General features: G+C 73.2%; 12 protein-coding genes. 5 read left to right on the forward strand and 7 right to left on the reverse strand.

Going from position 1 to position 12,409, the window contains the following annotated elements; genetic code table 11:
* Positions 1-41: 41 nt before the first annotated feature.
* Genes OGH68_RS08810 through OGH68_RS08830 form a run of 5 tightly spaced genes read left to right on the forward strand, consistent with a single transcriptional unit; the run spans position 42 to position 5,608 of the window.
* Positions 42-1,244: an ADP-ribosylglycohydrolase family protein gene (locus OGH68_RS08810; protein ID WP_264242778.1), complete on the forward strand. Its 1,203-nt coding sequence runs from the start codon at positions 42-44 to the stop codon at positions 1,242-1,244.
* Entirely contained in the window at positions 1,241-2,722 is a 1,482-nt protein-coding gene (locus tag OGH68_RS08815) for an ADP-ribosylglycohydrolase family protein (protein WP_264242779.1), read from the forward strand. The genes OGH68_RS08810 and OGH68_RS08815 overlap by 4 nt, the downstream gene beginning before the upstream one ends.
* Positions 2,719-3,606 (forward strand): ribokinase, encoded by an 888-nt coding sequence (rbsK, locus tag OGH68_RS08820; protein ID WP_264242780.1) that lies wholly within the window; start codon positions 2,719-2,721, stop codon positions 3,604-3,606. Before OGH68_RS08815 ends, rbsK begins: the two co-directional genes overlap by 4 nt.
* On the forward strand, positions 3,603-4,808 hold the full coding sequence (locus OGH68_RS08825) for a CaiB/BaiF CoA transferase family protein (protein ID WP_264242781.1): 1,206 nt from the start codon (positions 3,603-3,605) through the stop codon (positions 4,806-4,808). Before rbsK ends, OGH68_RS08825 begins: the two co-directional genes overlap by 4 nt.
* Positions 4,805-5,608, forward strand: a complete 804-nt coding sequence (locus OGH68_RS08830) for an HpcH/HpaI aldolase/citrate lyase family protein (RefSeq protein ID WP_264242782.1) — start codon at positions 4,805-4,807, stop codon at positions 5,606-5,608. Before OGH68_RS08825 ends, OGH68_RS08830 begins: the two co-directional genes overlap by 4 nt.
* A gap of 142 nt (positions 5,609-5,750) precedes the next feature.
* On the opposite strand, the gene lgt is transcribed toward OGH68_RS08830, so the two are convergent.
* The 7 genes from lgt to OGH68_RS36380 all read right to left on the reverse strand — a co-directional run bounded on the left by lgt (position 5,751) and on the right by OGH68_RS36380 (position 12,399).
* The gene (lgt, locus tag OGH68_RS08835) at positions 5,751-6,749 is read right to left on the reverse strand and encodes a prolipoprotein diacylglyceryl transferase (protein WP_264242783.1); all 999 of its coding nucleotides are present in this window, start codon (positions 6,747-6,749) and stop codon (positions 5,751-5,753) included.
* 119 nt (positions 6,750-6,868) lie between these two features.
* Complete coding sequence (locus OGH68_RS08840) at positions 6,869-7,726, reverse strand: DsbA family protein (RefSeq protein ID WP_264242784.1); 858 nt, start codon at positions 7,724-7,726, stop codon at positions 6,869-6,871.
* Between the two features lie 63 nt (positions 7,727-7,789).
* Complete coding sequence (trpA, locus tag OGH68_RS08845) at positions 7,790-8,605, reverse strand: tryptophan synthase subunit alpha (RefSeq protein ID WP_264242785.1); 816 nt, start codon at positions 8,603-8,605, stop codon at positions 7,790-7,792.
* Entirely contained in the window at positions 8,602-9,894 is a 1,293-nt protein-coding gene (trpB, locus tag OGH68_RS08850) for a tryptophan synthase subunit beta (protein ID WP_264242786.1), read from the reverse strand. The genes trpA and trpB overlap by 4 nt, the downstream gene beginning before the upstream one ends.
* Before the next feature lie 595 nt (positions 9,895-10,489).
* Positions 10,490-10,786, reverse strand: coding sequence for a tryptophan biosynthesis modulator TrpM (gene trpM / locus OGH68_RS36140; RefSeq protein ID WP_413470953.1), 297 nt, complete (start codon positions 10,784-10,786; stop codon positions 10,490-10,492).
* A 7-nt stretch (positions 10,787-10,793) separates the two neighbouring features.
* Entirely contained in the window at positions 10,794-11,603 is an 810-nt protein-coding gene (trpC, locus tag OGH68_RS08855) for an indole-3-glycerol phosphate synthase TrpC (RefSeq protein WP_264242788.1), read from the reverse strand.
* A gap of 115 nt (positions 11,604-11,718) precedes the next feature.
* A complete protein-coding gene (locus OGH68_RS36380) occupies positions 11,719-12,399 on the reverse strand; it encodes a DUF2752 domain-containing protein (protein ID WP_413470954.1) in 681 nt (226 codons plus the stop codon).
* Positions 12,400-12,409 lie beyond the last annotated feature (10 nt).

Below are 12,409 nucleotides of genomic sequence, written 5' to 3' on the forward strand. Positions count from 1 at the left end.
CGGTCCGCCGAACACGGCCGCCCCAGGTGGACAATTCGGGCATGACGACGACTACGGCGGCGACCGACACGGCACCGGAAGCGGCGGCCTCCCCGACTCTCCCCCTCGACGACCGGATCACCGGCAGCCTGGTCGGCGCGGCTGTCGGCGACGCCCTCGGCGGCCCCGTCGAGGGCTACACGCCCGAGCAGATCATGGAGCGCCACGGCGGGCGGATCACCGGCATCGTCGGCCCCTGGCACGGCGACGACTGGCGCACCGCCCGCCCCATCGCCCCGTACCACAAGGGCGACGGGCACATCACCGACGACACCTTGATGACGCACGCGCTGATCGGGGTGTACACCACGGTCCGCGACCACCTCGACGCGTACGCCGTGGCCGATCATCTCGTCCCCGATCTCATCACCAACCCGCGCTGGATCCCGGAGCTCGAGGCCGAGGCCATCCCGCTGCAGCGGCTGTTCCTCGCCGAGAAGTGGCTCGTCGCGCGGCTGCACTACGGGCACCACGACCCGCGCGAGGCGGGCACGGGCAACATCGTCAACTGTGGCGCGGCGATGTACATGGCGCCGGTGGGCCTGGTGAACGCGGCCAACCCGGCGGCCGCGTACGCCGAGGCCGTCGACATCGCGGGTGCGCACCAGTCGTCGTACGGGCGGGAGGCGGCCGGGGTCTTCGCGGCGGCCGTCGCCGCGGCGTGCCTGCCGGGCGCCACGCCTCTGTCGGTCGTCGAGGCGGCGGTGGCGCTGGCGAAGGACGGCACCCAGGCGGCGATCGAAGCGGTCGCGGAAGCGGCCGCCCGGTACAGCGACTTCGAGTCGGCGCTGATGCCGCTGCGGGCGGCGGTCGCGCCCTTCGACACCGTCGGCCCGGACTACCGCGCACCGTCGCTGGGCGCCCGCCGCCCCTCCCGCCTGCACTCCATCGAAGAACTCCCCATCGCGCTGGGCATGCTGCTCGTGGGCGACGGCGACTACCGGCGTACGGTCCTGTCGTCCGTCAACTACGGCCGGGACTGCGACTCCATCGCCACGATGGCGGGGGCGATCGCGGGTGCCCTGAACGGCACGGCGGCCGTACCGGCCGAGTGGGCGGAGCGGGTCGCCGGGGCGAGCCGCGTCGACCTGCACGCTCCGGCGGCCGAACTGGCGGCGGTGACAAGGGAGATCTACGCCCGCGACACCGAACGCCGCCGGGCCCACGAGCAGGCGTTCGCGTCCCTGACGGTCACCGCGCGATGACGAGGACGCTGCGTCTGACCTGGGTGCAGCCGGAGGACCTGATCGGCCACGAACTGCGTCAGGCACAGGAGGACGGCAGGGACGCGACTGCCGTCCGTGACCGGTGGCTTGCGTCGGGCGGCGCACCCGCTCCCGAACGGGCGGGCGCGTCCTCTGGGAAGGTCTCGCCCGCTCTGCGGGCGCTGGCCGAGGAGCTGCTGGACGAACTGGCGGGCCTGCCCTCCCCGCTGACCGCGGACGAGCCGACTCCCCTCCCTCTGATCCAGGCGGCACACCCCATCACGGCACCGGCCGGCGGCCCCCGGCACAACGCGGCGCAGGCCAAAGCGGCGGCCGACCGACCGCGGGACGACGGGCCCCACGCCGGGGCGACCCCGGCCGGCGGACCGCGGGACGACAGGCCGGGCCCGGCGCACGCCGGGACGCTCGGCGACGCGCTGCACGCCGCCTGGCTCGGACGTGCCGTCGGTTGCCTGCTGGGCAGACCCGTCGAGAAACTGCCGCTGCACGCGATCCGTGACATCGCCCGCGCCACCGGGAACTGGCCGCTCACCACCTGGTTCACCGCCAGGGGTCTGCCCGAGGACCTGGCCGCCGCGCACCCCTGGAACCGGCGCAGCGCCCCGAACTCGCTCGCCGAGAACATCGCCGGCATGCCGGAGGACGACGACCTCAACTACCCCCTCCTCAATCTTCTGCTGCTCCGGCGCCACGGCCGGGACTTCACCACTGCCGATGTCGCACGGCTCTGGCTGGACGAGCTGCCCGCCGGGCGGACGTTCACCGCGGAGCGCGTCGCCTACCGCAACCTCCTCAGCGGCATCGAGCCTCCGCTCACCGCCGGTCACCGCAATCCGTTCCGTGAGTGGATCGGCGCCGCCATCCGTGCCGACGTCCACGGCTGGACCAACCCCGGCGCCCCCGCGGCAGCCGCCGCCCAGGCGTACCGGGACGCGGCGCTCACCCACACCGCGAACGGTGTGTACGGCGCCATGTTCACCGCGGCGGCCCTCGCCGCCGCGGCCTCCGGCACCGTCGACGTCCACGGGGCGATCGCCACGGGCCTGACCGTCGTCCCGCCCCGCTCTCGCTTCACCGCGGCCGTGCGCTTCGGCGTCGAAGCGGCCCGCGCGCACGCCGACTTCGCCGACGCCGTCGACAGCGTGCACCGCGCGTACGGCGCCTACCACTGGGTGCACGTCCTGCCCAACGCCGCGCTGCTCGCCGCCGCCCTCACCCACGCCGACGGAGACTTCACCGGCTCCGTCTGCCGCGCCGTCTCCGGCGGGCTCGACACCGACTCCAACGGCGCGACGGCAGGTTCGCTCACGGGACTGCTGGCCGGACACCCCGAGGCCCTGCCCGACCGCTGGACCGCCCCGCTGAAGAACCGGCTCGCGACCTCCGTCACCGGTTTCGACGGCGTCGGTTTCGACACCCTCGCCCACCTCACGCTCAAGGAGGCTCTCCGCCCATGACCGGCATCGTGGTGCTCGGCAGCACCAACATGGACCTCGTCGCCTTCGTCGCGCACGCGCCGAAACGCGGGGAGACCGTCACCGGACGCGAGTTCCGTACGATCCCCGGCGGCAAGGGCGCCAACCAGGCCGTCGCCGCCGCCCGTGCCGGGGGTGAGGTCGCCATGATCGGGGCGGTCGGCTCCGACGCCTTCGGCGCGCAGCTGCGGCACACGCTCGAGTCCAGCGGCGTCGACACCGACCTGCTCAGGACCGCGGAGGGCCCGTCGGGCACGGCGCACATCGTCGTCGACGACGAAGGCGGCAACGCGATCGTCGTCGTCCCCGGTGCCAACGGCACCATCACCTCCCTCGCCCCGGGGGAGGAGGCCCTCATCGCCGGCGGCGACACACTGCTCCTCCAGCTCGAACTTCCGCTCAGCGCCGTGCTCGACGGCGCCGAGGCGGCCCGCCGCCACGGGGTACGGACCGTCCTGACCCCCTCCCCCGCGCAGCCGCTGCCTCCCGAACTCCTGGCCGCCACCGATCTGCTCGTCCCCAACGAGCACGAGGCGGCCACCCTCACCGGCATCGCCGACCCGCGCTCCGCGGCACAGGAACTGCTGCGGCAGGTCCCCGAGGTGGTGATCACCCTCGGCCCGGCGGGCTGCCTGTACGCCGCCCGCGACACCGAGCCGGTCACCGTCCCCGCTCCTTCCGTGACCGCCGTGGACACCACCGCGGCCGGTGACACCTTCGTCGGTGCCCTGGCCGTGGCGCTCGGCGACAAGAAACCGGTGGCGCAATGCCTGGCCTGGGCATGCGCGGCCGCTGCCCTGTCCGTCCAGCGTCCGGGAGCGTCCACCTCCATGCCGTACCGCTCCGAGATCGACGCCGCCTCATGAGCGCTTCCGCCTCCGCTCCGCTGCCGCTGCGGGGACTGCGCGTCCTCGACCTCGCCACCCTCTTCGCCGGTCCGCTGTGCGCCACGATGCTCGGTGACTTCGGCGCCGAGGTCATCAAGGTGGAGCACCCCACCCGGCCCGATCCCTCACGCGGGCACGGCCCCGCCAAGGACGGGGTCGGCCTGTGGTGGAAGGTCCTCGGCCGCAACAAGCGGAACGTCACCCTTGATCTGTCGGCCCCCGCCGGGCGCGACACCTTGCTGCGTCTCGCGGCGACGGCGGACGTGGTCGTCGAGAACTTCCGCCCCGGCACCCTGGAGAGATGGGGGCTCGGCTGGGACGAACTGAGCGAGGCCAACCCGCGGCTGGTCCTCACCCGGATCACGGGCTTCGGGCAGTTCGGCCCGTACTCCCACCGCCCCGGCTTCGGCACGCTCGCGGAGGCGATGAGCGGCTTCGCCGCCGCCACCGGCGAACCCGACGGCCCGCCGACACTGCCGCCGTTCGGGCTCGCCGACTCCGTCGCCGCCCTCGCCTCCGCCTACGCCGTCATGACCGCGCTCGCCGCCCGCGCCACCACCGGCCGCGGCCAGGTCGTCGACATGGCGATCATCGAACCGATTCTGGCGATGCTCGGGCCGCAGGCGCTCTGGTACGACCAGCTCGGCTACGTACAGCCGCGCACCGGGAACCGCTCACGCAACAACGCCCCGCGCAACATCTACCGCACCGCCGACGGCAGTTGGCTCGCCGTCTCGACCTCCGCGCAGTCCGTCGCCGAACGTGTCATGCATCTGGTCGGGCGGCCCGAGCTCGTCGACGAACCCTGGTTCGCCACCGGCACCGGCCGCGCCGACCACGCCGACGAACTCGACGAGGCCGTCGGCGGCTGGATCGCCCGCCGCACCCGCGACGAGGTGGCCTCCGCCTTCGAGAAGGCGGAGGCCGCGATCGCTCCCGTCTACGACATCCGCGACGTCATGGACGATCCCCAGTACCAGGCGCTCGGCACCATCACCGAAGTCCCCGACCCGGAGCTCGGCCCGCTGCGTATGCAGAACGTGCTCTTCCGGCTGTCGGAGACGCCCGGTGGTATCCGCTGGGCGGGCCGGCCGCACGGCGCCGACACCGAAGAGGTCCTGGCCGAACTCGGTCTGACCCCGGCGGACATCGCCGCACTACGCACCCAGGGAGCGCTGTGACCATCCCTCTCACCTGGCTCTACGCCCCCGGTGACCGCCCGGAGGTGGTCCGCAAGGCGATCGCCTCCGACGCCGACATCGTCATCGTCGACCTGGAGGACGCCGTGGCCCAGGGGCGCAAGCCCTACGCCCTGGACGCCACGGCCGAACTGCTGTCGGACCCGCAGCCTCTCCCCGTCCATGTCCGCATCAACTCCCCCCATGACGTCGAGGCCCTCGCGGAGCTGCCGGGCCTCGGTGCACTGCGTATCCCCAAGGTCGCATACGCCGCTGACATCCAGCGGATCGCGGCCGGCGCACCGGGCGTCCCGCTGTACGCGCTCATCGAGTCGGCGCTCGCGGTGGAACACGCCTACGCAATCGCCACCGCGCACGACGCCATCGCCGGCATCGCGCTGGGCGAGTCCGACCTCCGCGCGGACCTCGGACTGCGCGGCGACGCCGGTCTCGACTGGGCGCGCACCCGTACGGTGATGGCCGCCAGGGCCGCCGGTCTCGGGCCGCCGTCCCAGTCCGTCTTCCCCGACATCCTCGACCTCGACGGCCTCTACGCCTCCTGCTCGCACGGCAGGTCCCTCGGCTTCCTGGGCCGCGCGGCCATCCACCCGCGTCAGCTGCCCGTCATCGAACGGGCCTTCCGGCCGACTCAGGAGGAGATCGAGGCGGCGGAGGACATCGTGAAGGCGGCCGCGATCGATGCGGGGGCACTGGCATTGCCGGACGGGCGCTTCGTGGACGCCGCGGTGGTGGCGGCGGCGCGGAGGACACTGGCGCTGGCGGAGCGGGAACCGACAGGCTGACGGCACTGCGCGCAGAGAAACCAGGGCCGCGTAGCCCGTGTGCGCACCCGTGCCGTTCCTGTCCACGGTGGGCGGCAGACGGAGCACCCCCACGGCCGCCGGGCCGTGGGGGTGAGGTGGGGGAAGGCCTGCGCTGCGGTTGTTACGCCTTGCGCGGGGACTCCGCCGCGTCCGCGGGCGCATCGGCGGAGGAATCCGCCGTGCGGCCCTCGTCCTCCGAGGCCGTTTCCTGCGCGTCGTCCTCGGCGGCCGACTCCTGCGCATCGTCCTGAGCAGCCTCGGCTTCGGTCTCCGCCTCGCCGTCACCCTTCGGCTTGGACAGGTCCACCGCCGCCGGTTCCACCACGTCCTCGCGTCCCGGCCGCAGCCGCGACGAGATCACGATGTACGTGACCGCCAGGAGGAAGACAAGGATCGACGTCCAGACGTTGAGCCGCAGGCCGAGGATGTGGTGGGCGTCGTCGACGCGCATGTACTCGATCCAGCCGCGGCCGGCGCAGTAAGAGGCGACATACAGCGCGAACGCCCTGCCGTGGCCGAGCTTGAAGCGCCGGTCGGCCCAGATGACCAGCAGTGCGACGCCGATGCACCACAGGGACTCGTACAGGAACGTCGGGTGGTAGAGGCCGGCCTCGCGGTTCGGGCCCTCGCTGATCTTCAGCGCCCACGGCACATCGGTCTCGCGGCCGTACAGCTCCTGGTTGAACCAGTTGCCCCAGCGGCCGATCGCCTGCGCGAAGGCGATACCGGGTGCGAGGGCGTCGGCCCACGCGGGCAGCGGGATGCCGCGACGGCGGCAGCCGATCCAGGCACCGACCGCGCCCAGCGCGATCGCGCCCCAGATACCGAGGCCGCCCTCCCAGATCTTGAAGGCGTCGACCCAGTTCTCACCCTCGCTGAAGTACAGCTGGTAGTCGGTGATCACGTGGTAGAGCCGCCCGCCGACCAGGCCGAAGGGCACGGCCCAGACAGCGATGTCGGCGACCGTCCCGGCCTTGCCGCCCCGGGCGACCCAGCGCCGGTTGCCGTACCAGACGGCTACGAAGACGCCGATGATGATGCAGAACGCGTAGCCGCGCAGCGGAAGCGGTCCGAGATGGATCACTCCGGTCGACGGACTGGGAATGTAGGCGATGTCCATGGCAGGTCCGACGCTACCTTGCCGGGCGGGACCGACGGCAACCCGCCCGGCAACTTCTGGGTAACGAGCCCGCTCCCGGCCGCGGGGCGACGGGGCAGGTCCCGCCGCCCCGCCGTACGTCAGGAGGCCGGGGTCTGAGGACTCGCGCTCCCCTCCGCTCCCGGCTCCGCCGGACGCCGGCTGCCCGGCGGCTTGTTCTTGTTGGCCTCCTTGACCCACTTCTTGAAGTTGGCGACGGAGATCTGCTCATTGCCCTTCGTCGGGAAGACCGACTCGCCGTTGAGCAGCACGGTCGGCGTGCCGCGGAAGCCGCCCGCCTGGAAGGCCGCGTTCGACTTGTTGACCCAGGCGTCGTGCTTGCCCTCCTCCACACAGCTGCGGAACCCGGGGGTGTCGAGCCCTTCGACCTTGCCCGCGAGCTCGATCAGCCTGCCGTTGTCCGCGAAGGCGTCGTCCGGCTCGGGCGGCTGGTTCATGTACAGCACGTCGTGGTACTCGACGAACTTCCCGGCGTCCTGCGCGCACGCCGCCGCGTTCGCCGCGCGCAGGGACCCGCTGCCGCCCATGTTCCCGTCGATGATGGTGGCGAGGTGGTACTCGATCTTGATCTGGCCGGCCTCCTCCAGTTCGTGGATCGTGTCCCGCAGAGCGTTCTCGAACTGGGCGCAGGCCGGGCAGCGGAAGTCCTCCCAGATCGTGAGGGTGGACGGGGCGTCGGTCGCGCCGACCGGGATCGCGAGCTGCTCCTCGCCCTGCGCCCCGCTCGGCGCGAGCAGCGGCCCGGCCTCGGTGGCGCCGTCGTCCTCCTTGCCGGCATTGGCGGCGACCAGACCGACCACCGCGGCCAGGCCGAGCACGGCCACGACGGCCGACGCCACGATCACGGTCCTGCGGCGCTTCTCACGTGCCTTCTCCCGCGCCTGTTCCTGCTGGAGTCGCTCGCGGGCGACCCGCTTTCGCTCTTGGTTCTCGCTCACACCCGGCCAACGAACCGGGGAGGCGCATGCGCGCCTCCCCGGTCGCTGATCCACTCGTACGAGCTACGAGCCGCCGCGCACACCCCGTGCGAGTTCGCCCGCCAGTTCCCGTACGGCGGCGACGGCCGCACCGTCTCCGGACGCGTCGAGCATCCGCTTGACGAACGCCGAGCCGACGATCACACCGTCGGCGAAGGCCGCGACCTCGGCGGCCTGCGCCGGGTTCGACACGCCGAGGCCCACGCAGACCGGCAGGTCGGTCGTGGCTCGGGTGCGGCGCACCAGGTCCTGGGCCTGCTCGCCGACCGACTCCCGGGTACCGGTGACGCCCATGAGCGACGCCGCGTAGACGAAGCCGGATCCCGCCGCCGTGATCCTGGCGAGGCGGGCGTCCTTGCTGCTGGGCGCGACGACGAAGACGGTGGCGAGGCCGTGCTTCTCGGCGTGCTCCCTCCACAGGCCCGCCTCCTCGACCGGCAGGTCGGGCAGGATGCACCCGGCGCCGCCCGCCTCCGCGAGCTCGGCGGTGAACCGCTCGACGCCGTAGCGGTCGATCGGGTTCCAGTACGTCATCACGAGGACCGGCTTGCCGGTGGCCGCATGGGCCTCGCGGACCGTGCGCATCACGTCGGCGATCCGGACTCCGCCGCGCAGGGCGATGTCGTCGGCGGTCTGGATGACCGGCCCGTCGAGGACCGGGTCGCTGTGCGGCAGCCCTACCTCGACGACGTCGGCGCCGCCGTCGAACGCGGCCTTGACCGCCTCGATGCCGACGTCGACGGTTGGGAAGCCGGCGGGCAGGTAGGCGATGAGCGCCGCCCGGTTCTCGTTCTTCGCCGCCGCGAGCGTGTCGCTCAGCAGCCGGATGTTGCCGCTCATTCCGCGTCCCCCTGGATCTCGGCGGCGCCGTTGTCGGCCGAGGCGTCGGCCTCGACCCGGGCGTCGGTGTCGTACAGCCCGAAGTAGCGGGCGGCGGTGTCCATGTCCTTGTCGCCCCGGCCGGAGAGGTTGACCAGGATCAGCCCGTCCTTGCCGAGCTCGCGGCCGAGGTCGAGCGCGCCGGCCAGCGCGTGTGCCGACTCGATGGCCGGGATGATGCCCTCGGTGCGGGACAGCAGCCGCAGGGCCTGCATGGCGGCGTCGTCCGTGACCGCGCGGTACTCGCCGCGGCCCGAGTCCTTCAGGTACGAGTGCTCGGGGCCGATGCCCGGGTAGTCCAGACCGGCCGAGATCGAGTACGGCTCGGTGATCTGGCCCTCGTCGTCCTGGAGAACGTAGGAGCGGGAGCCGTGCAGGATGCCCGGCTCGCCGGCCGTCAGGGTCGCGGCGTGCTCCCCGGTCTCGACGCCGTGACCGGCGGGCTCACAGCCGACCAGCCGGACGGCAGTGTCGGGGATGAACGCGTGGAACAGGCCGATGGCGTTCGAGCCGCCGCCGACGCAGGCTACGGCCGCGTCGGGAAGGCGGCCCGCCCTCTCCAGGATCTGGCGCCTGGCCTCCACACCGATGACGCGGTGGAAGTCGCGGACCATGGCCGGGAAGGGGTGCGGGCCCGCGACCGTGCCGAAGAGGTAGTGGGTACGGTCCACGTTGGCGACCCAGTCGCGGAAGGCCTCGTTGATGGCGTCCTTGAGGGTGCGGCTGCCGGACTTGACGGCGACGACCTCGGCGCCGAGCATCCGCATCCGCGCGACGTTCAGTGCCTGTCGCTGCGTGTCGATCTCGCCCATGTAGATGGTGCACTCGAGACCGAAGAGGGCGCAGGCGGTGGCGGTCGCGACGCCGTGCTGGCCGGCACCGGTCTCCGCGATGACGCGGGTCTTGCCCATCCGCTTGGTGAGCAGAGCCTGACCCAGCACGTTGTTGATCTTGTGCGAGCCGGTGTGGTTCAGGTCCTCGCGCTTGAGGAAGACCCGCGCCCCGCCGGCGTGCTCCGCGAAGCGGGGCACCTCGGTGAGGGCGCTCGGCCGACCGGTGTAGTCGACCATGAGCGCGTCGAGCTCGGCGGCGAAGGCCGGGTCGGACTTGGCCTTGTCGTACTCGACGGCGACCTCGTCGACGGCGGCGACGAGGGCCTCGGGGATGAACTTTCCGCCGAAGGCGCCGAAGTAGCCCTGGGGGTCGGGAACCTGACCCTCCGGGTCGGGGATGAAGTAGTCGCTGGACATGGCGACGCAGCTCCTTGTCGGGCCCGGGGGCCCGGGACGTGTCGGGTGTGCGGAAGCGAAGCGTGTGCGGGGTGGGTGGGGCCGCTGCGCGTGGCCGGTCCCCTCCCCGCCCCTTTCCCGAAACCGGGGCAAGCCCCGGGCCCCGTGACCGCCGGACGGCGGGCCGGGCTCCGCCCGGGCCGCCACCGCGCTTGCGCGGTGGCCTCGATCGCCGGCCGGGCTCCTTCGGAGCCCTCGCCGGCGTTCGAGGCGCGGCGCGGGCTTCGGGGCGGAACCCCGACCCACCGGCCCTTGAGCCGCCGGGAACCGGACGGAACCCGGCAGAACCGGAAAGCTCGAGCACCGCCGGCCCTGGGGCGCCGGAGTCCAGACGGAACCCCGGCAGAACCGGCAAACCCGAGCCCCACCAGCCCTTGAGCCGCCGGAGTCCGGACAGAGCCCCGGCAGAACCGGCAAGCCCAAGCACCGCCGACGCTTTTGGCGCGGGGGGCCGGGAGCGGGGTCCGGGCGGAGCCCGGTTCGGGAAGGGGGAACCTCCCACGGCCGCCAGGCCGTAGGGGGAGGGCGGGAGGAAAACGCAGACCCGCCTGAAGGCCTAGCGGCCCGTGCGCGCAGGCGCGCCGCGCCATCGCATCCCGTTGACCTGGCCGGGCTCGTCCCCGATGACGTACCGCACGCGCCGCCCGTGCACCCGCCGCGCCGGCGCACGGCAGCCGCGTGGGCGGCAGCCGCGGGCGAGGCGCGCGTACGGGTCGCGGGGTGCTCCGGAGGCCGCTCCGGCGTACGCCGGCGTACCGGCGACGGCGGTGCCGTCGCCCGCCGGGCACGGCACCGCCGGCCGCCCCGGGCGGGAGCCCGGGTTCGGACCGGAACGGCGACGAGCGATGATCATGTCCGGTTCAGCTCCGGCCGTGCCGCAGCGCCGGGTGCGCCCCCGCGGCCACCAGGTCCGCGACCGCCGACTTGGGGTCGCGGCCGGTCACCAGGGACTCGCCGACGAGCACGGCGTCGGCGCCGGCGTTGGCGTAGGCGATCAGGTCGTGCGGGCCACGCACACCCGACTCGGCGATCTTGACGATGTGGGCCGGGATCTCGGGGGCGACCCGCTCGAAGGTGGAGCGGTCGACCTTGAGGGTCTTGAGGTCACGCGCGTTGACGCCGATGATCTTCGCCCCGGCCTCGACGGCCCGCTCGGCCTCGTCCTCGTCGTGCACCTCGACCAGCGGGGTCAGACCGATCGACTCGGCGCGCTCGATCAGCGAGACCAGGGCCTCCTGGTCGAGCGCGGCGACGATCAGCAGGACGACGTCGGCGCCGTAGGCCCGCGCTTCCCACAGCTGGTACGCGGTGACGATGAAGTCCTTGCGCAGCACCGGGATGTCGACCTTGGCGCGCACGGCCTCGAGGTCGGCCAGCGATCCGCCGAAGCGGCGTTCCTCGGTCAGTACGGAGATGACGGCCGCGCCGCCCGCCTCGTAGTCGGCGGCGAGTCCGGCCGGGTCGGCGATCGCGGCGAGTGCGCCCTTGGACGGGCTGGAACGCTTGACCTCGCAGATCACCTTGACGCCCTCGCCGCGCAGCGCGGCCAGGCCGTCCCTGGCCGCCGGGGCCTTGGCGGCGCGCTCCTTGAGCTCGTCGAGGCTGACACGCGCCTGCCGCTCTGCCAGGTCGGCGCGCACACCTTCGATGATCTCGTCGAGCACACTCACGCGAGCGGCCCCCTTCCGGGACGGTGTTGATGGATCAGGATCAGCCATGTCGATGGTATCCGCAGCGGGGCCCAGGGCCCGCATCCGGTCGCGGCCTGTCCCACTACCTGGGACTTCATGGCACGAGCGCGGAGCCGAACGGCAGGTTCCGCACCACGCTGAAGATCACCAGCGCACCGCCCAGGACCCACCACCATCCGTTCGGGATGCCGATCCTCACGCGGCGGTTCTGTGCGGCGCGAATCAGCCACACCACCCAGACGACGGCGAAGACGGCGTAGCCGAGAGTGGCGACGGCGTTGGCGCCGAACGCGGTGGCCAGGTCGCCGTTGACGAACGCGTGGGCACTGCGCAGTCCGCCGCACCCGGGGCAGTAGATGCCGGTGAAGCGCAGCAGCGGACAGGCGGGGTAGTGGCCGGGTTCGTTCGGGTCGACGGTCCCGACGTAGGCGAAGGCGGCGGCGACGCCCGCGATCGCGGCCAGCGGTGCGGCGAGGCGTCGGGCGAGCGACGCGTGGGGCGGGTGCGGCGGAGGCTCCGGGAGCGACGCGTGGAGGGCGGAGGGACCGGTGCCCGGGCCCCATCCGGCCCAGGGTGCCGCCGGGCCGGACGGGGGCACGGACGGGGGCAAGGACTGGGGCACTGCAGCCGCGGGTTCGTCCTGCCGGGGTGGGTCCACGGCGCGGCCGGCCGCCGGGTCCCGGGCGTCGGCCGGCGCCGTGGTCTCCGCCGGGTGGGCCGGGGCCGGCGCGGCGGCGGGGCGCGGAGGGGCTGGGGAAGAAGGCGTGGCATCCACGCGGTGATTG

This window comes from Streptomyces peucetius (assembly GCF_025854275.1).
GTDB classification, from domain to species: Bacteria; Actinomycetota; Actinomycetes; order Streptomycetales; family Streptomycetaceae; genus Streptomyces; species Streptomyces peucetius_A.